Raw genomic sequence first — 20,260 nt, 5'->3', positions numbered from 1 at the left:
CCTGGCGGGTTTCCTTCTGGGGAGGCGTTATTGATCCGGGGCAACCTGCCAGGAGGACGACGATGCAGACGCGGTACGTGCCGAACCTCACGGGGATTCCGGAGACGATGCTCTGGACGCTGCACTGCCGGGCAGGGGAGGCGAAGCGGCCGGACGGCGTCCTGAAGGACTCGGAGGCGCTGCGCATCTATGGCGCCATCGACTACGACTTCGAGAAGTCGTTTGGCCGCGCGGAGCCGTCCCTCGCGATTCGCGCGGTGGCGATGGACCGGGGCATTCGCGCGTGGCTGGCCACGCACCCTGACGGCTTCGTGGTGTCGCTGGGAGAAGGGCTGGAGACGCAGGCGCAGCGGCTGGACAACGGGCAGCTGCGCTGGCTGAGCGTGGACCTTCCGGAAGCCGTGGCCATCCGGGAGCGCTTCCTCACGCCGAACGAGCGGCTGATGCACTTCCCGGTGAGCGCCCTGGACCGCGCATGGATGGACCGCGTGGACGCCAGCAAGGGCGTGTTCATCGTCGCCCAGGGCCTCTTCATGTACTTCGAGGAAGACGATGTCCGTCGGCTCATCGTGGACATCGCCGAGCGCTTCCCGGGCGCCGAGCTCCTCTTCGACTCGATTCCCCGCTGGTTCTCGCGGCGCACGCTCAAGGGGCTGCGCCGCACCCGCGCGTACCAGGTGCCACCCATGCCCTGGGGCATCAACCGCGACGCGCTGGAGGCGACGCTGCGGCGGTGGGAGCCGCGAATCCGCCAGGTGGAATTGAAGCCCTACACCTTCCCGCGGGGCTTCTTCCGGTACGGTTACAACGGTCTCAACGTGCTGCCCTGGGTGAAGGAGCGGTTGCCCGCGCTGGTCCACGTCCGCTTCGCGGAGCGCGGCGTCTGAGTCAGGCCGCGCGCGGCAGCACGAGGCTGAAGCGCGCGCCGTGGCCGGGCTCTCCGCCAAGCTCCAGCTTGCCGCCGTGCTCCTGGAGGATGCGCGAGGCGATGGCCAGCCCCAGGCCGGTGCCGCCGTCCTTGGTGGTGAAGTAGGGCTCGAAGATCCGGGCGCGGTGCTCCAGGGGAATGCCGGGGCCGCTGTCCTCCACCTCGACGATGGCGTCGGCTTCGGTGGAGCGTACGCGCACGCGCAGGGTGCCGCCCGTGGACGCCATGGCCTCCTCGGCGTTCTTCACCAGGTTCACCAGCACCTGGGTGAGCTGGTCGCGGTCCGCCCGCGCCACCACACCCGTCTGGAGCGTGGGCAGAATCTGGATGCCGGCCGGAGGCGTGGCGTACAGCGCCAGCACGCTCTGCGCCAGCTCGCCCAGGTCCACGGGCGCCAGCTGCGGCTTGGGCATCCGCGCGAAGTGGCTGAACTCGTCGACGATGCGGCGCAGCCGGTCCACTTCCTCCAGCACCACGCCCGCGCTCTCCTTGAACATGTCTGGGAAGCGTGGGTGCTTCGCTTCTTGCGCGGCCTGGAGCGTCTCCAGCGACATGCGGATGGGCGTCAGCGGGTTCTTGATTTCGTGGGCCAGTCGCCGCGCCACTTCCTGCCACGCGGCGATGCGCTCGCTGGCCATCAGCCGCTCGGTGGTGGCCTTCAGCTCGGATGTCATGCGGTTGAACGTCCGCACGAGCTCGCCCACCTCGCCGCTGGCCTCCACCGTCACCTGGGACTCCAGCGCGCCTTCGGCCACGCGCCGGGCGCCCTCGGTGAGGGCCTCCACTGGCCGCGTCATCCACCGGGACACCAGCAGGCCCAGCAGCACCGCGAAAGTGCCGCCCAGCGCCGCCAGCAGGAGGAAGGCGCGCATGACGCCCTGTTCCGCTTCACGCGCGGCCGCGCGGCTGAAGACGAGCTGCACCGTGGCCGCTTCTCCCAGCGGCAGCGCCTTCGTCACCGTCGGCGGTTCGGCGGTGCCCGCGCTGGCCAGGGGCGTGTCACCCGCAAGCAGTGTCACCTGCGTCTGGGTGAGGCGGGCCAGGTGCTGCGCCAGGCTCTCATCGAGCAGCACGCCGCCCACGGCCCACATCCGAAAGTCCCCGAAGTCCACCGGGCGCGCGGTGACGAGCGCCGGAAGCTGACGGAGTCCGGAGGCCGTGCGCACCTCCACGCGCACTGGCACGGGCCGGGGTGACTTCAGCCGGGTGACGGCGAAGAGGGCCGGGTCCGGGTCTCCCCGGCGCGCGGGCAGGTGGCCGGAGGAGAGCACTCTTCCTTCGCGGTCGAAGAGGGCCAGCACGCTCAGTCCGCGGCTCTTCATCAGGGCCTCGGCGGTGCCGGCCTGGATGGCGCGGGTGGGGCGGTCGCGGGCCTCGCGGGCCAGGTCCTCCATGCTGGTGCTGTCCACCAGCTCCTCCACCGCGCGGCGGGCCGTGGCGCCGGAGCGTTCCAGTGACTCCTGCGCGGAGGCGGTGGCGGCCTCCATGCGCGCGTCCAACTCGCGCGACAACGTGTCGCGCAAGCGGGTGAGGGTGGGGGGCACGACGACCGCGAGCGGAACCAGGGCCAGCAGGGCGAAGGCGAGCGCCAGCCGCGTCCTCAAGCGCATGCCGTTCTCCTCAAGGACGTCCTCCCATCGCCGTCCCCTCCGCTGGAAGCACGTGCAGTCCGTCCAGCGAGGGCAGGCCTTGTGCGTCCATCATCACCCCGCCCACGTCCGGAGCGAAGCGCATTCCCAGCCCCTGCGCGTACAGGGGCACCAGGGGCACGGACGCGGCCAGGGCCAGGGCCCGCTCGCGCGCCCGCGCGTCACGCGCCGCGGAGGACGGGAGCGCGCCGATGGCGGGCAACTCCACGCCCAGCAAGTCCTTGCGCCCACCCGCGTCCAGCACCACCGCCAGCGCGGGACCGGGGATGGGGGGCAGCAGCAGCGCGTGCAGCATCAGCTCGAAGTCACCCTGGGCCCAGCGGGCGCGCAGGGCCGCGCGTGGGAGCGCCTCCAACGCCACGGTGTAGCCGCGCTCATGCAGCTTCACCTGGATGCGCTCCGCCACCGCGCGCTGGTCCTCCACCGATGCGTCGTAGCGCAGCGTCACCGTCCGCGCGGGGCTCGCCGACGGCGCGGACGGCCGGGGGCGCGCGGGCGCGTCCAGCATCACCGGCGGGAGCAGGTGCGGCATGGGCTGCGCGGGCGCCTGGACGAAGAGGCGGGTCAGGTCCTCGCGGTCGATGGCGCTCTCCACAGCCTGCCGGAAGTCCGGGGGCAGCCGCCGTGGGGAGAACGCCAGGAAGGTGGCGTAGAGCGGCGCGCCGGCCGTGGTGTCCGTCTCCGACGCGACGCCCAGCTCCACCTGGACCTGCCGGGACGACCACAGCCGAGAGAGGCCGCGCTGGTCCGTGGCGGTGAGCAGCAGCCGGTCCAGGTACGGGCGCCCCTGCGGCCACGCCGTCTGCGCTTCCAGGGCCCCGCGTCCCGCTGCGGTGAAGGGGCCAAGCGCGTTGGCGGAGGCGGGCGGCGCCAGCGCCGGGTGGCACAACGCGCGCTCGAGGTCCGGCCAGGGGTAGGCCAGCGTCAGCTCCAGCGAAGCGCCCTGGGGCGTCACCTGCCGCGCCTCTCCGCGCAGCGGATGGAAGAGGGCCCGGTACGGTGATGCGCCGTCGTTGCTCGCCAGCCGCATCCATGCACGCGCGAGCGCGGTGGCGGACGCGGGGCCGGGCAGGGTGATGCGCAGGGACTGGGGCGTGGGGCGTGACAGCTCCCGCGCGAGCGCGGGCTCGAAGCCGCCGTCCCGTGTGGCACGGCACACCGGTGGGGAGAGCAGCCCCAGCAGCGTGGCTTCCAGGGGCGTGTCGGCCAGCGCGGGCTCGGCCACTTCCGGCGGGCCGCCATGGGCGACGCGCAGCTCACCCCCGTAACGAGGACGGCCGGCCGCGTGCGCGGACGCGGACGCGAGCAACGCGAGGCAGGCAAGGGTGGAGCGGAGTCTCATGGCGCCCCCTGGCGCAGGAGGAACAGCTCGCTGGTGCCGTCCGGCTTCCAGAGGCCCACGATGACCTCGCGGCGCTTGTCGCCGTCCAGGCGGGCCGTCACCACGTACAGCGCGCGGCCCGTGGGCAGGGCGCCCTGCCACAGCGGTTCGTGCGTGCCGGGGTCGTCCCCGGAGGTGCCGTGCACGCGCAGCACATCGGGGGTGGGGGTGAGCTGAGTCGAGGTGGTAATGAGCTCCGGCACGCCGTCCCCATCCAGGTCTCCCAGCGCGCTGCCGACGCCCAGGTTCGTCCAGCGCGCCGGTGCCGCGCCCGCGTGCGCGTAGAAGGCCGCGGTGCCATCCGGGTGGACGAACAGCATCCGCTGGGCATCCATGCTCGCGGTGGTGAAGGGCGCGGGGACCGTCAGCGCGCGGCCCTCCGCCAGCTTCAGGGTGGGCGCGAAGGCTGTCTGTCCCGGAACGAAAGTGCCTCGCTCGGTGGCACCCAGCGGCGCCGTGTCCAGCGTCCCCACGGCGCGCAGGGTGGCGCGGGCCTTGTCCAGCGCCAGCAGCTCGCCGTGCGCATGGCGGGTGCTCCACGCTGCCAGCCGGGGTGGCCCTGGCAGGAACGCCAACGCGCCAAAGGGCTCCCGGGTGGTGGCGCTTCCTGCGGGCAGGGAGTCCAGCTCCTTGCGCGCGACGAGCCGCCCCTCCGCGTCGAAGACGGAGACGTCATGCTCCGTCAGGGCCACCACTTCATCGCGGCCATCTCCGTCCAGGTCCCCGGCGGCGAGCGCCGCCAGGGGATGCTCCAGTCGCGCCAGCGCCGCGCCCAGCAGCCGGATGCCTTGAGGGCCCGTTTCCGGGGGCGACGTGGGCGAAGTGCCTCCGCCCTCCAGCGCGAGCGCCAGTACGGTCGGGTCCGCGGGCACCGTCTCCACCAGCGTGGCGGCGGGCTTGGGCGGCCGCGTGGGCGTGCGGCCGGACCAGAAGTTCACCCAGGTGCCAATCACATCACCTCGGGCGCGCAGTTCGCCGCCTTCGACGTTCAGCGAGAGTCGCACCAGCGTCCGTGCACCTTGCGCGCGCGCCAGCGTCTCGGCGGCATCGGCCGTGGGAGCATCCAGCACCACGGGCGACAGGTCCGCGGAGGAGAGCTGCGAGGCGAGCATCGTGCTCACCGCGCGGCGGAGCTCGGCCGAGCCGCCCGTGACATTCACCGCCACCGGCGACTCCACACCGCGCTGCGCGCGCACGGCCCCCGTCACCTGCCGGGCGAGCCGGGGAATGGCGGCGGTGGTGTCGGACGCAGGCGCCGCCCGCGCCGCGAGTGTGGCCAGCACGGGGGCGAGCAGCAGGGCTCGGGCAGGGCTCACAATCCCCGCCTGTTGCCTTCGTCGAGGAAGAACTGGTCGGTGGTCACCTGCCCCGGCGGCGGCGCCTCCGCGGTGGGCTGCGTGCCTTCGAGAAAGGGCTCCAGCCGGCCCGGGACGGAGTTGCCCGCCAGCAGTCCGCTGATGGGGTCGATGCGCACTTGCACGACACCGGGGGGCACCTCGAACTCCCGCGTGGGCAGCCCTTCGTGGGCCACGCGCATGAACTGGAGCCAGATGGGCAGCGCGGCGCGGCCACCCGTCTCACTGCCGCCCAGCGGCGCGTTGTTGTCGAAGCCCACCCATGCGCTGGCCACCCAGTCCGCCGTGTAGCCGGAGAACCACGTGTCGCGGGACTGCTGCGTGGTGCCCGTCTTGCCAGCGGCGGGGCGCTCCAGCGCGAGCACGGCCCGGCCCGAGCCGTCCTCCACCACGCTGCGCATCAGCGACGTGGTGAGGTAGGCCACCGCGGGCGGCAGCGTCTCCTCGAAGGCCGGCTGATGCTCCTCCAGCACCTTGCCGCGCGCGTCGCGCACGCGCAGCAGCATCAAGGGCTCCGCATAGCGGCCACTGGCCTGGAGCGTGGCGTAGGCGTTGGCGGCCTCCAGCATCGTCACTTCACCGGTGCCCAGCGCCAGCGTGAGGTTCTCCGGCAGCGGGGAGTGGATGCCAGCCCGGCGCGCGAAGTCGATGGTGGTGGCCGGGGTGAGCGCCTCGATGAGGCGCACGGACACCGTGTTCTTCGACTTGGTGAGCGCCTCGCGCAGCGTCATCGGCCCATGGAACTGGCGGTCGTAGTTCTGCGGCTTCCACGTCTTGCCCGTGTACGGGTCGCGGACGGCTTCGGGCGCGTCATTGACCTTGGACAGCGGCGTGTAGCGGCCACTGCCCATGGCGGCGGCGTAGAGGAACGGCTTGAAGGACGAGCCAGGCTGCCGCTTCGCCTGCGTGGCGCGGTTGAAGGACGAGCGCTCCGCGTCGTAGCCGCCCACCAGGGCCACCACGTGCCGGTTCTCCGGACGGATGACCACCAGCCCGCCCTGCACCTCGGGAACCTGGTCCAGCGTCGCTTCCACGAAGGCTGGCGCGGGTGGTGCCTTGAGCACGCGCACGAAGACGAGCTGTCCCTCCGTGAAGACGTCGGAAATCTTCTTCGGCGCGCTCTTGCCCTTCTGCCGGGCCCAGGAGACGGCCGCGAAGGCCACCTCGGCCGTGCGGCCCACCAGGTCCACGCGCGCCACATTGCGCTTGTCGTCCACCTGCATGACGTAGCCCGTAAGGCGCAGGCCTTCCTCCATGGGCTTGAGGCGCACCGACTGCGCCAGGAGTTGGTCCGCGGAGAGGGGCGCCTCGTCTTCGGGCGACAGGTCCGGCCGCTGCTCCTCGGTGCCTTCCTCTTCCAGCGGGTCCAGGGGCGCTCCCGCGGTCTCGGGCGTCTTCGGCTCTTCCTTCTCCACCTTCGCCAGCGAGGACAGGTCCGCGACGTAGCCCTGGTCCTTCTGCCGGCGGCCCGCCTCCTCGATGCGCGTGACGATGAGGGCCCGGTAGCGCTCCCACTGGCCCTTCTCCAGCGAGCCACGGGGGCCGCGGTAGCCCTGGCGCCGGTCCACCGCCTCCAGACCGTCGCGCACCGACTGCTCCGCCGCGAGCTGGAGCTTGGGCACCATGGCGATGTCCACGCGCAGCCCGCCCTCCATCACCGCCTGCTCGCCGTAGCGCGCGATGAGCGTGCGGCGAATCTCCTCCGTGTAATACGGCCCCACCACCTTGCCCCGCCGGGGAGCCAGGACGATGGGCTTCTCCTTCTCCGCCTCCGCCACGTCCGCGGACACGAAGCCGTTGCGCGCCATCTGGCCCAGCACGTAGCGCTGACGCGACTTCGCCCGCGTGATGTTCGTCACCGGGTTGATGCGGTGCGGGAGCTGCACCGTGCCCGCGAGCACGGCGGCCTCGCCCACGTTCAAGTCCTTGGCGTGCTTGCCGAAGTAGAAGAGCGCCGCCTCCTCCATGCCGTAGCGGCGCTGCCCGTAATAGGACTGGTTGATGTAGAGCGAGAGAATCTGGTCCTTGGTGAGCGCTTCCTCCACGCGTGGCGTGAGAATCCACTCGCGCGCCTTGCGGGAGAAGCTGCGCTCAGGGGACAGCAGCAGGTTCTTCACCACCTGTTGGGTGATGGTGGACGCGCCGGACTTGCGGCTGTTGGGGATGAGGTTCTTGATGGCCGCGCGGGTGATGCCGAAGAAGTCCAGGCCCTCGTGCTTGTAGAAGTCCGCGTCCTCGGCGGCCAGGAAGGCGTTGCGGACGTGGGGCGGCAGGTCCTCCACGCGAATCAATGTGCGCCGCTCGTGCGCGAACTCGGCGCAGAGCGTGCCGTCACCGCACGTCACCTTCGTCACCTGCGGCGGCTGGTAGTTGCGCAGCGCGTCCACGGAGGGCAGGTCCTGGCTGTAGTACGCGTAGCCGCCCGCCACGGTGATGGCGACGAGCACCAGGCACACGAGGCCGGTGATGAGCAGCCGCTTCGTCCAGCGCCACAGCCGGGCACCGAACCCCGGTCGCGAAGGCGGCGCGGGGGGAGTGGGTGTGGAGGAATCGGGCGAAGAGGGCATCTGGGGAGCCGTGGTCATTGCGCTGGAAGAAAGTCCGCAGGTTAGACCGGGGGACACCGAACGGGAACCGCTCTGGAGGCCCTCCCGGCGCAGGGCCTCCAGGCAGGAAGGCGCTACCGGGAAGCAGGCGCCTCACCCTGGGTGGGTCGCAGCTGCCCACGCTCCGTCCGGGCGCCGGCCATTTCGGCGTGGGCCGTGCGGCGCATCCGGTCCGCGTTGACGCGGGCCTGGACGTAGCGCGGTGACAGGTGCATGGCGGCGGCATAGGCCGCCCGGGCCTCCTCCACCTGTCCGAGCCGCTCGTGGGCCACGCCCAGGTTGTTGTGCACATAAGCCACGTGCGGGAGCAGCTCCGCCGCCCGGACGAGCACGTCCGCGGCCTTCTGGGCCTCTCCGGCACGCAGGTAGGTGAGGCCCAGGTTGTTGAGGGCGTAGCCGTGCTCGGGGTGGAGGTGGACGGCCTGCTCGAAGCGCAGCATCGCTTTCGCCAGCTCACCCTGCGCCAGGTGCGCGCGCCCGAGCACCTGATAGGCCTCCACGTACTCGGGATTGCGCAGCACGGCCTCTTCGCCCACGGACACCGCTTCAGCGTGGCGGCCCAGGGACACCAGCAGCCGCGCCTGACGCACCAAGGGGCGGGCATCCAGGGGAAGCAGGCGGCCGAGCTGGCCATGGGCACGCACGGCCAGGTCCGTCCGGCCCGTGAGCCCGGCGAGCTCCGCCGCCAGCGCCAAGGCGGCCACGTCGTCGGGGGCGTCATGAATCGCACGGCGGCACTCGGTGAGCGCGCCAGCGAGGTCGTCCCAGTCGCGCAACAGGTGGGCTCGGCTCAGGTGGTCCACGCGCCGACCATGCCTGTGTGGCAACGCGAGCTCGGCGTCCGGAGCGATGTTCGAACCTTCCGACGCGGCCCCGGACGCGGCGCCGACGTGCGCGATGCCGATGTCTCCACGCGTCGCGCGCTGCTCGAAAGGCGGCGGGAACGCGGCGGCGTCACCCCGAGGGCTGGCTGCATCCGGTGCCGCGGCGTCCGCGTTGGACGTGGACTGCTTCTCCGTGGCCAGCCACGCGCGCAGCGCCCGGGGCAGTGGCGCATCCGCCCACGCCAGGGTCAGTCCGAGCACCACGAGGCTTGCCAGCACCAGCGCGCGCCGCACGGAGGTCGGCAGGCGGAATCGGGTGTGGGACGTGGGCTTCGTGTGGTTGCGGCGCATGGCGGCGACCTCGACTGCTGGCGGAGCTCCCGGGACGGGGACTCCGGGGCGCCGTGTGCCGGCCTCCCACCCGGCGTCATTGCGACTGGCGTGCCACGCATGCTCCCAGAGGGACGGAGGGGGCTGTGTGGCCCTGTGGCCACAGGGCCGGGGAAAAGCATGGCGGGGGGCGCGGGCGGCATGCGACGGTCCGCGCGATGAAGATCGCCACCTGGAACGTGAACTCGGTGCGGGCCCGTCAGGAACGGCTGCTCGCCTGGTTGAAGAAGGCCCAGCCGGATGTCCTCTGCCTGCAGGAACTCAAGTGCGTGGACGACGACTTCCCCATGGAGGCCGTGCGCGAGTTGGGCTACCACGCCGCCGTCCACGGGCAGAAGACGTACAACGGCGTCGCCATCCTCGCGAAGGAGGAGCCGAAGGACGTCGTGAAGGGTCTGTCCGACGGCGTGGATGACTCGCATGCGCGCCTCATCGCGGCGACCGTGGGCGGCATCCGCGTGGTGAGCGCGTACGCGCCCAATGGCCAGTCGGTGGACTCGCCGCAGTACCAGTACAAGCTGGAGTGGTACGGCCGGCTGCGGCGCTACCTGGACACACGGCACAAGCCCGACGAGCCCCTGGTGCTGGGCGGGGACTGGAACGTGGCGCCCGAGGACATCGACACCTACGACCCGAAGCTGTGGGAGGGCCAGACGCTCTTCACGCTGAAGGAGCGGGACGCCCTGCAGCACCTGGGCGCCTTCGGGCTCTCGGATGCCTTCCGCAGGCTGCACCCCGGCGTGCAGAAGTTCACCTGGTGGGACTACCGCATGCTCGGCTTCCCGAAGAACCTGGGCCTGCGCATCGACCACCTCTACGTGACAGCGCCCGTGGCCGAGCGGCTGACAGTCGTGGACGTGGACCGCGAGGAGCGCAAGGGCAAGCAGCCCTCGGACCACGCTCCCGTGTGGCTCGAGCTGCGCGACTGAAGCGGTATTCGCGAGCGGCCATGTCATCGCTTGGATGGCCGCTCTCCGATGACGCGGGAGGGAGACACCATCACCTTCTCGCAGCCGGGCGGACATGGCTCTTGGGATTCGTGCGATGCTCCAGGGTCGAAGGCCATGACGACGCCCCCGCCCGAATCGCCGCCGTTTCCCGACAGCCTTTGCCACCGCTGCGCCGCGCCACCTCGCTACGTCCAGTCGAGGACCACGACCTTCATCCTCTGCCCGCTGCTGCCGCAGAAGTACCCGCCGCAGCCGGTCCGTGCGTGCGCGCTCTTCAAGCCGAAGCCGCCGGAGACGCCCCCGGTGTCCCGTTGAGGTCGGTCTCGATATTCCAGGAATCCTGGGCCGAGCCTGAATGCCGGGCGCTCCGACTCCCGGCAAGGTAGATTCCGCGCTGTGTCCGAGGAGAAAAACCGGAGTGCGCCACCCGAGGGGACCGATGCGACGTTGCTATCGCCCCACCCGCGTCCCGCCATCACCGACGTGACGGAGGGCGCGCTGTTCGCCGGGCGCTATGTCCTCGAGGAGTTGGCCGGGCGCGGTGGAATGGGCGCGGTGTACCGGGCGTGGGACACGCTGGTGGGCGACGTGGTGGCGTTGAAGTTGCTGGAGTTGGGCGCTTCGCCCGCGCCGGAGTGGCTGGAGCGCTTCCGCCGCGAGGTCCGTCTGGCCCGGCGCATCACCCACCGGCACGTGGCGCGGACCTTCGACCTGGGCGAGCACTCGGGCCGCCTCTACCTGACCATGGAGTACGTGGAGGGAGAGAGCCTTCAAATGTTGATGGAGCGCGAGCACACGGTGCCTCCCGCGCGGGCGGCGCGGCTGGTCCTGGCGCTCTGTGAAGGCCTGGCGGCGGCGCATGCCGCGGGCGTCGTGCACCGGGACTTGAAGCCGGCCAACGTGCTGGTGGAGGCCCGTGGCCGCGTGGTGCTCACCGACTTCGGCATTGCCCGGGCATTGGCGGGCGAGGGGGCTTCGCGCACGCAGGGACTGGTGGGCACGCCCATGTACATGGCGCCCGAGCAACTGGAGAGTGGCGAGGTCGATGCCCGCGCCGACCTCTACGCCACGGGCCTGGTGCTCTACCAGTTGCTCACCGGAGCGCCTCCGTTCGCCGGTGATTCGCCCATGGCCGTGGCCGTGGCCCGTCTGAGGCAGTCGCCGCCCGATCCGCGCCTGCTGGCGGCGGTGCCGGATGCGCTGGCGGAGTTGGTGCTCGCGTGCTTGTCACGTGAGCCCTCCGGCCGGCCGCAGGACGCGGCCTGTGTGGCGGATGCACTGAGTCAGTGGCTTGGTTCTGTCGGTGAGTCCATCGAGCCCGAGCATGCGCATGGCGTGCACCTCGGAAAGAGTGGGCACGCAGCGGGCGGCGACAGCGTGGCCTCCGTGGTGGGAACTCACGGCACGTCCACGCCGAGGTCCAGCGGCGCTTCCCAGGTTTCGGTGCGCTCGGCTGCTACCCATGGCGCGTCCACGCCGCAGCCCAGCGGCTTCGGCCATGACTCGATGTCCTCGGGCGCGCTGGTCTCTCGGACGCCGTTGCGTCCGGATGAGCAATCGCTGGCGGTGTTGCCGCTGCGCTTCCTGGGTGCTTCGGACCAGGCGTTCCTGGGCGACGGCGTGACGGAGGCGCTCATCGACGTGCTGTCGAGGACGCGGGGCCTCCGGGTTCAGAGCAGCGGGGCCACGGAGCGTTTCCGGCAGGAGCGGGACCCTCGCGTCGCGGCGCGCGAGTTGGGCGTGGAGTTGCTGGTGGATGGGACGCTCCAGGCCGCGGGCAAGACGGTGCGCGTGACGCTCCGGGTGGTGGAGGGCGCGTCGGGCACGCAGCTGTGGAGCGGCCGTTTCGACGATGCGGATGACGACCCATTCCAGCTCCAGGACCGGCTGGGACAGCGGCTGGCGGAAGCCCTGCGCGGCGAGCTGACCATCCTGGCCTACCGCACCACGGTGCCAGCGGAGGCGCTGGCCCTCTACCGGCAGGTGCTCTCCCGGATGCTCGCGCACTCGATGACGCGGGAGTTGAAGGACGAGGTCATCACGCCGCTCGAACAACTTCGCGACTCGGCGCCTGGCTTCCCGCATGCGGCGGCGCAGCATGCGGTGGCGACGCTTCGGGCGGGCTTCATCCGCACCCTGGCGGACGAGGTCGACTGGGATGCCCTGGCGCGGACGAGCCTGGAACGGGCCCGGCAGGTGGCGCCGGAGCTCGTGGAGACGAAGCTGGCCCAGGCCATCCTGGCCACCCGCGAAGGCCGGTGGCGGGACGCGGTGGTGGCCTTGCGCATGGCGCTCGACACGGCCCCCACGTTCGCGCCCGCGCTCCAACTCCTCGGCAACCTCCAATGTGAGGCGGGGCGCGCGGACGAAGGCCTGCCGCGCTTGAAGCTGGCCTATGCACTGGAGCCGGGCATGGCCATCTGCCTGGTCGAGGTGGCGCGTTGCAGTGCTCTGCGTGGCGACGATGCGACCTACCAGTGGTGCATGGGGCGTCTGAACAGTCAGCCCCTGCTGGGCATGGCGGTCCTCATCCTCCGCATGCGGGTCGCGGCTTGGAAGGGCGACATGGACGACGTCCGCCAGTGCAGGGACGCGTTGAACGAAGACCCGAGTCACATGGCCTCCTACGTGGCCACCTACTGCTCGGCGGCGCTGGGCGAGGTGTCGGTGGAGGCCGCGATGGCCACCCTGGACGGAATGCTCACCCGGCAGCAGGTGAACTCGCGCTTCGCGTCGATGGTGTGTCAGCTCGCTGCGGAGCTGATGTGCATCCGGGGCGCGCCCGCCGAGGCGCTGCGTTATCTCCAGCAGGCGGCGGACCTGGCGCTCATCGACCTGGAGTGGATGGACCGCTGCCCGGCGCTGACGCCCCTGCGCGCGCAGCCCGGGTTCGCGGAGGCGCGGCGCAGGGTGCGCTCCCGCGTGGAAGCCATCTGGTCCGCGTGAGGCAATACACGGTGCCGCTCAGTTCGTCCCCGTGATGGCGGGGCGCTGGACGTTGAGCGCGGGGGGCACCCGCTTCGCCAGCCGCGGCATGCGGCCGTGCTTGCACTCCACCAGGAACCCGTGGAGCGACTCCGCGGACAGTCCGTGCAGCAGCAGTCGGAAGCCCGCGCGCAACACCCGCATCGGCTTCACGCTGGCGGACACGTAGTCCCGCCGGGGGCACCGGTGCGTGTCTCGCGCCGGGGCTTCGGGCCTTCGCTGCCGGGTGGAGGATGTGGCGCCGCGAGAGTATCAGTTCGCCGATTTTACACGGAGTGGGGGTCTAAAGTGATTTCATCAATTTACATGGAGAGATGATTGACCCTGGGCTTCGCGCTCGGGCACGCTTTGCGTCCATTCGCCAGCGTCGCTCGGAGGAAGCCGTGTCTGTTCAGATTCCAGGAGAGCCGATCCGGCCCACGGCAGAGATGCTGGATGGCGCGATTGGCGCGGCGGTTGCCGCACTGGAGCAGCTTCCCGTCGCGGAGATGCTGGCCTCCACGGGAGCGGGCGTTCATCAGGTGGACTCCCCGGCGGCGGCAACGCTGGTCCTCCTCGCGCTGGCCGAGAGCGAGGGGGCTGGGCATTCGCATGGGGCGTCCTGCGTGCGGCGGCTGCTCTCCAGTCGCGCGTCGACAGGCTTCTGGCGTTTCTCTCCTGATTCGGAACGGTCGGCAGCGGGGGAGTCGGCTCGCGCGCTGGTGGCGTTGAGGCAATGGAACATCCCGCTGGACCCACCCCCGGCGCTCGCTGAACTCCTGTCGCGCGACGCAGCGCGGGAGCCTGGCCAGACATCGTCCGAGTCAGGGGCGGCGGCCATCGAGGGCGTTCCTCCTGAAGCGGACGTCGCCACGACCGCGGACCTCCTGCTCCTGTCGGCGCACGAAGGGCGGTCGCTACCGGGCCGCGCCGCGCTTGTTTCCGAGAAGGTTCGAACCCAGGGGCTTCTGGGCTGCGCACGCGGAGAGCCCGCGGTTTCGCCTTTCCTGCTGGGCTACCTGCTGACGCGCTGGGTTCGAAACGTGGGTGACCACTGGCAGCTCGCGGTGCCCCTTCGGGCAGAACTCATTTCGCTCTGGGAGAAGGGGGAGGTTCGCGGCGCGGTGAATGTCGCCCTCGCGATGAGCGCCCTGATGAACCTGGGGCGCCCCACGGACGTCAACCTCTTCGAGCGGACGTTGGATTCCATGGCGTCCCTGCTGCTGAGCGAGCAGAGCGAGGAGGGGCTCTGGCCCGTGGCGCCGCTGTACGAGGCCGGGGACGTCGTCTACGGCTCGCTCGAGGCATCGGCGGCGCTGTGTGTCGAAGCGCTCGTCCGGTACGTCCGAATCGCGCGCATCGCGGCGGACCGGACCGACAACTTCCTCCCGGGGGCGCTCCCGCCTCGGTCGGGCACCTGGAAGGAGACGTTGGCGGCCTTCGACAATGATTATCCGCCCGCGCTGTTTTCTCCCGAGTCGCGAGCCCGCCTGCTCGCGCTGGGTGAATGGCTGCCCGCGGCGCTGGAGGGCGATGGGGGCTTCGAGGTCCGGCTGCTGGAGGGGACGCCTCGGGTGGACTTCATCCTGGGGATCAAACACGACGGCCAGGCGCTGCTTGCTGGCAGGCATCCTCACTCAGAACTCCCAGCGCCCTTGTTCGCCGCTCCCGAGTGGCGGCGCATTCGCGACTTCGCACGAGCGTGGGCTGAGCCGGGCGGGCTGCTCGACCGGGAAGTCGACGCGTTCTGGCTGGAGTTCGACCTGGATGCGCCAGTCGCCTCGCCTCCGCTGCCCATCGTGTTCCTCTGCACACGGGACCAGCCTGTCGCCGTCAACGAAGAACTCCACCGGCAGAAGTCGGATACCTACCGCGCGACGCTCCACGCGGGGCTTCCACTCTTGCGTGGGGATGAGGCGCCGCTCACGCCAGAGCTTCAGCGGGGAATGGATGTCTGCATCGAGGCGCTGCCTCCTGGTGCACACCTCTATGCGGCCTGCGTGATGATGTCGCGGCGCAGCAAGAACCTGCGCTTCACGCTCAAGAACGTGCCTCCCGAGCGCGTGGTGGCGTACCTGGAAGCCGTGGCGTGGCCAGGAGATTTCCAGCAGCTGCGGGACACCCTCGCGTGGGTCCTCCCGCTCGGCGTCAATCGCTTCATGCTCAACCTGGACCTGGCGCCGCAGCTGTTGCCGACGCTGGGGCTTGAATGCTCATTCCAGGGACGTGCGCAGCCCGCCGAGGAGCCCCGGTGGCAACGCCTGCTCGACGAACTGGTGACGCGGGGGCTCTGCGCACCCTCACGGCGTGACGCGCTGCTGGCGTGGCCGGGGCGCACGCAGGTCAACCTGCCCGCTGGCTCGGCCACGCGAGAGAGTGTCTTCGATAAGCGGCTCGCGCACGTCAAGCTGGGCTTGACGGGGGCCCCGGTGATTGAGGCCAAGGCCTATCTGGCCACACACCGCACGTCCGAGCTGCTCCGGCCGCGCTGAGTCGCCATCCCCGTGGCCTGGATTGACGCTCGGGGATACGAATTGATACGTTGAATTCTGAATATTCATAATGGGCAGGCTGTGCAGACTTTCATCGAGCACCTGGGCCACACCTCTTTTGTCATTCAGCGCGGTCCTCTGAGGGTTCTCATCGACCCGGTGCTGGTGCTGCGGGAGCTGGAGTTTCGGCAGCCTGCGTGTCCCGCGTGGTTCTTCGATGACCTGTCGTCGGTGGACGCGGTTTTCTTCTCCCACGCGCACGACGACCATCTCCATCCACCCAGCCTGTTGGGGCTGCGCGAAGACGTCGCCCTCTACTTCCTCGACAGGCCGAAGCCGGGCGCGGCACCCGAGTCGAGCGCTCGCGCGATTCTCACGGCGCTGGGCTTTCGCAATCTCCATCCCTTCCTGGAGGGGGATGTCGTCGAACTGGCCCAGGACCTGCGCATCCACATCCTTCCCGCGCAGTGCTCCGGGGAGGGCGAGGAGCAATGTGCCCTGCTGGTGGAGACGCCGGATGTGCTGGCGCTGGACGCGGTGGACGTGACGGATTCGCCCCGGACGCGCGAAGCGCTGGAGGCCTTCCGGGGCCGGGTTGATGTCGCCTTCGTTCCCACGGGGGCCTCGGTCCAGTGGCAGGGCTTCTGGAATCAGATGGACTCCGTGGGAGCGCTCGCGTTCTGCGACTGGTTGAAGCCAGCGCGTATCGCGACCTGTGGGGGCACGCTGTCCATGGCGGGGCGGCCGCGGGAAGACCGCCTGGAGCGCTACCCGGTCGACCGGGCGCATTGGATGGCCGCCGCGGTCACTCGCGCTCATGACTCGGCGCTCCTGCCCTGGAAGCCCCCTTATCGGCTCGTCTATGGCGAGCACGTCCTGGAGCGCTGCGCGCTGCTGCAGCCCGGCCGTCGTTTCGAACCGGCGCGGGGGCAGCGGCGCCCTCAGGCCCTGTTGACGACCTTCTTCACGGGATATCACCCGGGCAAACCCATTCAGCGTTGGGGATGGGGAGACAGCAACGACCTCGTGCGTTGGCTGGAGCCGTTCGAGGCCATCCGGGAAGTGCTTCGCGCATCCACCCGCGACCTGCGCTACTTGCTGGAGCGGTGCCAGGTGTCCGTCAACAAGACCCCCGCGGCGGTCCTGGTGCCCCGGACGCTCCGCTGCCTCGTGGAGGGCAAGGCCTTCGAGCTCGCGGCGAGGCTGGTCTCGCTCCTCCCGTCGAAGGTCTCGGAGCCCACGGACATGGATGCTGGCTACTTCGCCGCTGTCGAAGCCGCGCTCCAGTGCGAGCCGGCGCTCGAGGAGCCGCTGCGGGAGGACCTGGCGGCCTGCCTGTGGATGGACCGGGGCCTGTTCCACATTCAGTGCATGTCACGCCGGATGAAGGAACTGGCCCGCCGTGACGAGCGCACCGAGGCGCTTCGCGCGAGCCACCTGTCGGTCCTGCGTGACAGCCTCCATCAGCGCCGCCCGGTGTTGGGGCCCTACCACCTGCGAGTCACGCGAGACCTGGCGCGGCTGCTGGACGCGCGCCCGCTGTCGCCGGAGACGTCCGAGGTCCTCTGTTACGCGAGCCCGGCGGGCATCCGCTATCAGCCGCTGTCGACGCTCGAGGCGCTCCTGCTGGACCAATGTGACGGACGCACGGTCGCCGAGATGGTCGGCGACGTGAGCGCGGCCCTCTCCCTGCCTCACGACGACGTCCGGTCAGCCATCTTCACGTTCCTGTCCCATCTGACGCACGAGTCGCCGTTGGTGCTCGACTGGAGTCACTGATGCAATTCCAAGATGCATTCACGTTCCCGACGCCGTTGTCCCCCGAGACGGAAGCCTCGGCGCGGGAGCTGTTGCGTGCGCAGCAGATGGGGCAGCTCGATTTGCTCATGGGCTGGGTCCAGCAGCCAGAGCGGCTCGGGAAGTTGGGGGGATGTGCCACGGAGCTCCAGTCCCTCCTCTCCGAGGCGTTCGAACTCGTCGAGCGCGCGCCGGCGCTGGCGCGCGAGTTCCTGGAGCACTGGAGCACGACGGTGCTGCTCGGCCGCTTGCTGGGGCCCGCCGTCGTCGGGCCTGGCTTGATTCAGTGCCTGATGGGCAACCTCGCGTCCCTGCTCATCGTCCAGCGGCTGCGGGGAGAGGTGACCCACGGCGAAGCCTTCTTCGTGACGCCGCGGACCCTCTACTGCCTGCCTCGGGGTGAGCGGCTCGACGTGCGCGGCCCCGGCGAGGGGCGCCTCGTGTGGCACTTCTCTGGCGCGGAGTGTCTGCTCTCCGCCGAGGGGCACGCCGGCCCCGGGCTGCGCATCCCGCTGCCGCTCACGGGCGATGCGCCCGTGAGCATCCAGCCGCTGCCCTGGTCCGAGACCTGGAACGTTCCGGTGCTGGACGACAGCGAGATGCTCGGCATCACCGGCCGGCGCGAGCACGCGGGCATCCCGGACGATGGGAGCACGGGCACGTGGCGGCCCATGCCCCTGCTGCGAAGCACGGAGGAGGCCTTCCACATCCTGAGGGAGCTGTGGCCCGAGGTGCTCGACTGGGCCCGCGTGTTGCTCCCCGCGCTCGTCGACATGGGGGGCCCGGAGAACCGGAGCGTGCGTTGCTCGTCCTCGTATGGGGCTGGCACGCCCGTCTTCCTCACGCGCGTGGCCCACGGCCTGGAGCATGCGGAGGACCTGGTCCACGAGCTGCAACACGAGCGCATGTACCTGCTGCTCGACTCGCGCGCATTCGGGCGGTGGGACGACTCACGTCCCGAGTTCGTCTCCGCCTACCGCACCGACCCTCGCCCCCTCCGGGGCTTGCATCTGGGCCTGCACTCCTTCCTGGCGGTGAACCGGCTCCGGCTGCTGGCGCTGGACAGGCCCGAGTTCAAGCAGCGGGAGTGGCGCTTCCAGTTGCTCAAATCACACCGCTGCAACCTGCTCTCCTTCCGGACCCTCCTGGACTTCGAGCGTCCCACGCCCGCAGGGCGCGGGCTCCTCGCGCAGATGGCCCAGGCCCTGAGTGAGCAGCACCCGCTCATCGAGCGCGTCGCGGATGCGGACATGGACCAGGCCTTCGATGCCTGGATGAAGCAGCACTTCTCGCGGGTGGCCGCCAGCGGCCCCGTGGTGAATGACGCCGAGACATACATGGACTGGCGCGAGACGGCAGTGCTCGCGGCCCGCTATACCCAGCACGCCGGAGGTGCCGCATGAGGGTCCCAGGGTTGCGTTATCGCGACGAGTGGCTGCCCAACTTCTTCCCCGCGAAGCAGGTGGGCCCGGACCACTTCGTGCGGCTGTCCCGGACGGGCGCCATGCAGCTGCTGTCCGGCGCGGAGAATGCCCAGCTCGACGAAATCTCCATGGATGAGGCCCTGTTCGAGCGGCTCGAGCAGACCAGCCACCTCATCACCGCGCAGAACTCGTCGCGCGTGCTGGAGGACCTCAAGCGCTGGCATGACCGGACCTACGCGGGGCCGGGGCTCCATATCGTCGTGCTGTCCAAGCGGTGCAACCTCAACTGCACCTACTGCCACATGAACCCGGAGAACATCTCCGCGGATTCCAAGCGCTTCGACATGCAGCCCGACGTCGCGGATGCCATCATCCGCTTCGCGCTCGGCTCTCCGGCCCCCTTCCTGGGCTTCGAGTTCCAGGGCGGCGAGCCCTTCTTGAACTTCGAGGGCATGAAGTACTTCGTCGAGGAGGCCCGCAGGCAGAACGAAGCCGTGGGCAAGCGGCTCCGCTTCTCCGTGGTGAGCAACCTCATGGTCGCCACCGACGAGCACATCGCGTACTGCAAGGAGAACCGCATCAACGTGTCGTATTCGTTGAACGGTCCCGAGGACATTCACGACTCATTCCGAGTCACGCGGAGCGGGGCGGGCAGCTTCCGCAAGGTCATGGAGCGGCTGACCCACTTCCGCGACCGATTCCCCGGCGTGCTCAGCGCGTCGCCCCTGTGCGTGGTGGGGGCCTCCAACGCCAAGGAGTTGAAGCGCACCATCGACTTCTATCATTCGGAGGGCTTCAAGGACCTCGCCATCCTGAAGCTCAAGGCCCTGGGCAACGCCCGCAAGGAGAAGCTGCCCTTCGACATCCAGGACTTCCTCCACTACTACCTGGACGCGCTCGATTACATCTACGAGAAGAACCGCCAGGAGAACGAGAACTACTCCGAGCGCGTGGTCCGGGTCGTCCTGGCCAAGATTCTCCAGTCGACGGATACGGGCTTCGTGGACTGGCGCAACCCGGTCGGGGACTTCGGTTCGGCCATCACCTATGACCATGACGGCGAAATCCTGCCGTCGGACGAAGCCCGTTCGATGCGCTCCGAGTTCGGCTTGGGCAACGTGAAGGGGACGACCTATGACGCGCTCATCCGCAACAAGGCCACGTTCCGGTCCATGAACCTGTCGCTGCGGGATCGTGACCCGCAGTGCCGCGAGTGCGCCTTCAATCCCTACTGCGGCGTGCTGCCGGTGCTCGACTATGCCCGGACCGGGGACGCGACGCCGCGCCCCCATGCGTCCGAGGAATGCCTGCAGACGTTGGCGGTGGTGGAGTGGGTCCTGCGCAAGCTCGTGGAGGACCCCATCCCCCTGTTGCGGATGATGCCTGGAATGGACGCCGCCCTGGTGGAGATGGCCAACGGTCTGCCGACAGAGCCTTCCTCGCAGGCCATGCCGCCGATGCTGAGCGTGCAGAGCGGCTGAGGCCAGCCGGGGCTGGCGC

At 70.2% G+C, this 20,260-nt stretch carries 14 protein-coding genes; 8 read left to right on the top strand and 6 right to left on the bottom strand.

The features are described 5' to 3' along the window. Positions 1-62: 62 nt before the first annotated feature. Entirely contained in the window at positions 63-887 is an 825-nt protein-coding gene (locus tag OZ403_RS27390; protein WP_140876558.1) for a class I SAM-dependent methyltransferase, read from the top strand. A gap of 1 nt (position 888) precedes the next feature. On the opposite strand, the gene OZ403_RS27385 is transcribed toward OZ403_RS27390, so the two are convergent. The 5 genes from OZ403_RS27385 to OZ403_RS27365 form a co-directional block, all read right to left on the bottom strand. Further along, positions 889-2,538: an ATP-binding protein gene (locus OZ403_RS27385; protein WP_140794310.1), complete on the bottom strand. Its 1,650-nt coding sequence runs from the start codon at positions 2,536-2,538 to the stop codon at positions 889-891. Positions 2,539-2,548: 10 nt separating this feature from the next. Next, a complete protein-coding gene (locus OZ403_RS27380; RefSeq protein ID WP_140876556.1) occupies positions 2,549-3,919 on the bottom strand; it encodes a peptide ABC transporter substrate-binding protein in 1,371 nt (456 codons plus the stop codon). Then, positions 3,916-5,274 carry an FG-GAP repeat domain-containing protein gene (locus tag OZ403_RS27375; RefSeq protein ID WP_140856225.1) on the bottom strand — a complete coding sequence of 453 codons (1,359 nt, stop codon included), beginning with the start codon at positions 5,272-5,274 and terminating at the stop codon, positions 3,916-3,918. The genes OZ403_RS27380 and OZ403_RS27375 overlap by 4 nt, the downstream gene beginning before the upstream one ends. Beyond that, complete coding sequence (locus OZ403_RS27370) at positions 5,271-7,898, bottom strand: penicillin-binding protein 1A (protein ID WP_268782157.1); 2,628 nt, start codon at positions 7,896-7,898, stop codon at positions 5,271-5,273. The genes OZ403_RS27375 and OZ403_RS27370 overlap by 4 nt, the downstream gene beginning before the upstream one ends. Positions 7,899-7,993: 95 nt before the next feature. Next, positions 7,994-9,094: a tetratricopeptide repeat protein gene (locus OZ403_RS27365; RefSeq protein ID WP_268782156.1), complete on the bottom strand. Its 1,101-nt coding sequence runs from the start codon at positions 9,092-9,094 to the stop codon at positions 7,994-7,996. Positions 9,095-9,291: 197 nt separating this feature from the next. On the opposite strand from OZ403_RS27365, the gene OZ403_RS27360 reads away from it, so the two are divergent. The 3 genes from OZ403_RS27360 (at position 9,292) to OZ403_RS27350 (ending at position 13,029) form a co-directional block, all read left to right on the top strand. After that, positions 9,292-10,062 (top strand): exodeoxyribonuclease III, encoded by a 771-nt coding sequence (locus tag OZ403_RS27360; protein WP_140794304.1) that lies wholly within the window; start codon positions 9,292-9,294, stop codon positions 10,060-10,062. 135 nt (positions 10,063-10,197) lie between these two features. After that, complete coding sequence (locus tag OZ403_RS27355) at positions 10,198-10,398, top strand: hypothetical protein (protein ID WP_140794303.1); 201 nt, start codon at positions 10,198-10,200, stop codon at positions 10,396-10,398. 81 nt (positions 10,399-10,479) lie between these two features. Beyond that, entirely contained in the window at positions 10,480-13,029 is a 2,550-nt protein-coding gene (locus tag OZ403_RS27350) for a serine/threonine-protein kinase (protein WP_268782154.1), read from the top strand. A gap of 18 nt (positions 13,030-13,047) precedes the next feature. Here the strand turns inward: OZ403_RS27350 and OZ403_RS27345 are convergent, their stop codons facing one another. Next, positions 13,048-13,233 carry a hypothetical protein gene (locus OZ403_RS27345; protein ID WP_140794301.1) on the bottom strand — a complete coding sequence of 62 codons (186 nt, stop codon included), beginning with the start codon at positions 13,231-13,233 and terminating at the stop codon, positions 13,048-13,050. A gap of 218 nt (positions 13,234-13,451) precedes the next feature. On the opposite strand from OZ403_RS27345, the gene OZ403_RS27340 reads away from it, so the two are divergent. The 4 genes from OZ403_RS27340 to OZ403_RS27325 all read left to right on the top strand — a co-directional run bounded on the left by OZ403_RS27340 (position 13,452) and on the right by OZ403_RS27325 (position 20,241). Further along, the gene (locus OZ403_RS27340; RefSeq protein ID WP_268782153.1) at positions 13,452-15,539 is read left to right on the top strand and encodes a hypothetical protein; all 2,088 of its coding nucleotides are present in this window, start codon (positions 13,452-13,454) and stop codon (positions 15,537-15,539) included. Between the two features lie 81 nt (positions 15,540-15,620). Beyond that, positions 15,621-17,318 (top strand): MBL fold metallo-hydrolase, encoded by a 1,698-nt coding sequence (locus OZ403_RS27335; RefSeq protein ID WP_268782152.1) that lies wholly within the window; start codon positions 15,621-15,623, stop codon positions 17,316-17,318. Then, on the top strand, positions 17,318-18,739 hold the full coding sequence (locus OZ403_RS27330; RefSeq protein ID WP_140794298.1) for an aKG-HExxH-type peptide beta-hydroxylase: 1,422 nt from the start codon (positions 17,318-17,320) through the stop codon (positions 18,737-18,739). Before OZ403_RS27335 ends, OZ403_RS27330 begins: the two co-directional genes overlap by 1 nt. Next, positions 18,736-20,241: a radical SAM protein gene (locus tag OZ403_RS27325; RefSeq protein WP_140794297.1), complete on the top strand. Its 1,506-nt coding sequence runs from the start codon at positions 18,736-18,738 to the stop codon at positions 20,239-20,241. The genes OZ403_RS27330 and OZ403_RS27325 overlap by 4 nt, the downstream gene beginning before the upstream one ends. Positions 20,242-20,260 lie beyond the last annotated feature (19 nt).

The sequence above is a fragment of the Myxococcus sp. NMCA1 genome (assembly GCF_026810205.1).
GTDB lineage: Bacteria > Myxococcota > Myxococcia > Myxococcales > Myxococcaceae > Myxococcus > Myxococcus xanthus_A.
Note: the sequence above shows the minus strand (reverse complement) of the source record. Positions and strands in the feature narration are given on the sequence as shown.

Excerpts from the sequence above, each read along its gene's own strand:
- OZ403_RS27385 (WP_140794310.1), bottom strand. The coding sequence starts at position 2,538 with ATGCGCTTGAGGACGCGGCTGGCGCTCGCCTTCGCCCTGCTGGCCCTG.
- OZ403_RS27390 (WP_140876558.1), top strand. The coding sequence starts at position 63 with ATGCAGACGCGGTACGTGCCGAACCTCACGGGGATTCCGGAGACGATG.
- OZ403_RS27330 (WP_140794298.1), top strand. The coding sequence starts at position 17,318 with ATGCAATTCCAAGATGCATTCACGTTCCCGACGCCGTTGTCCCCCGAG.
- OZ403_RS27360 (WP_140794304.1), top strand. The coding sequence starts at position 9,292 with ATGAAGATCGCCACCTGGAACGTGAACTCGGTGCGGGCCCGTCAGGAA.
- OZ403_RS27365 (WP_268782156.1), bottom strand. The coding sequence starts at position 9,094 with ATGCGCCGCAACCACACGAAGCCCACGTCCCACACCCGATTCCGCCTG.
- OZ403_RS27355 (WP_140794303.1), top strand. The coding sequence starts at position 10,198 with ATGACGACGCCCCCGCCCGAATCGCCGCCGTTTCCCGACAGCCTTTGC.
- OZ403_RS27380 (WP_140876556.1), bottom strand. The coding sequence starts at position 3,919 with ATGAGACTCCGCTCCACCCTTGCCTGCCTCGCGTTGCTCGCGTCCGCG.
- OZ403_RS27370 (WP_268782157.1), bottom strand. The coding sequence starts at position 7,898 with ATGACCACGGCTCCCCAGATGCCCTCTTCGCCCGATTCCTCCACACCC.
- OZ403_RS27325 (WP_140794297.1), top strand. The coding sequence starts at position 18,736 with ATGAGGGTCCCAGGGTTGCGTTATCGCGACGAGTGGCTGCCCAACTTC.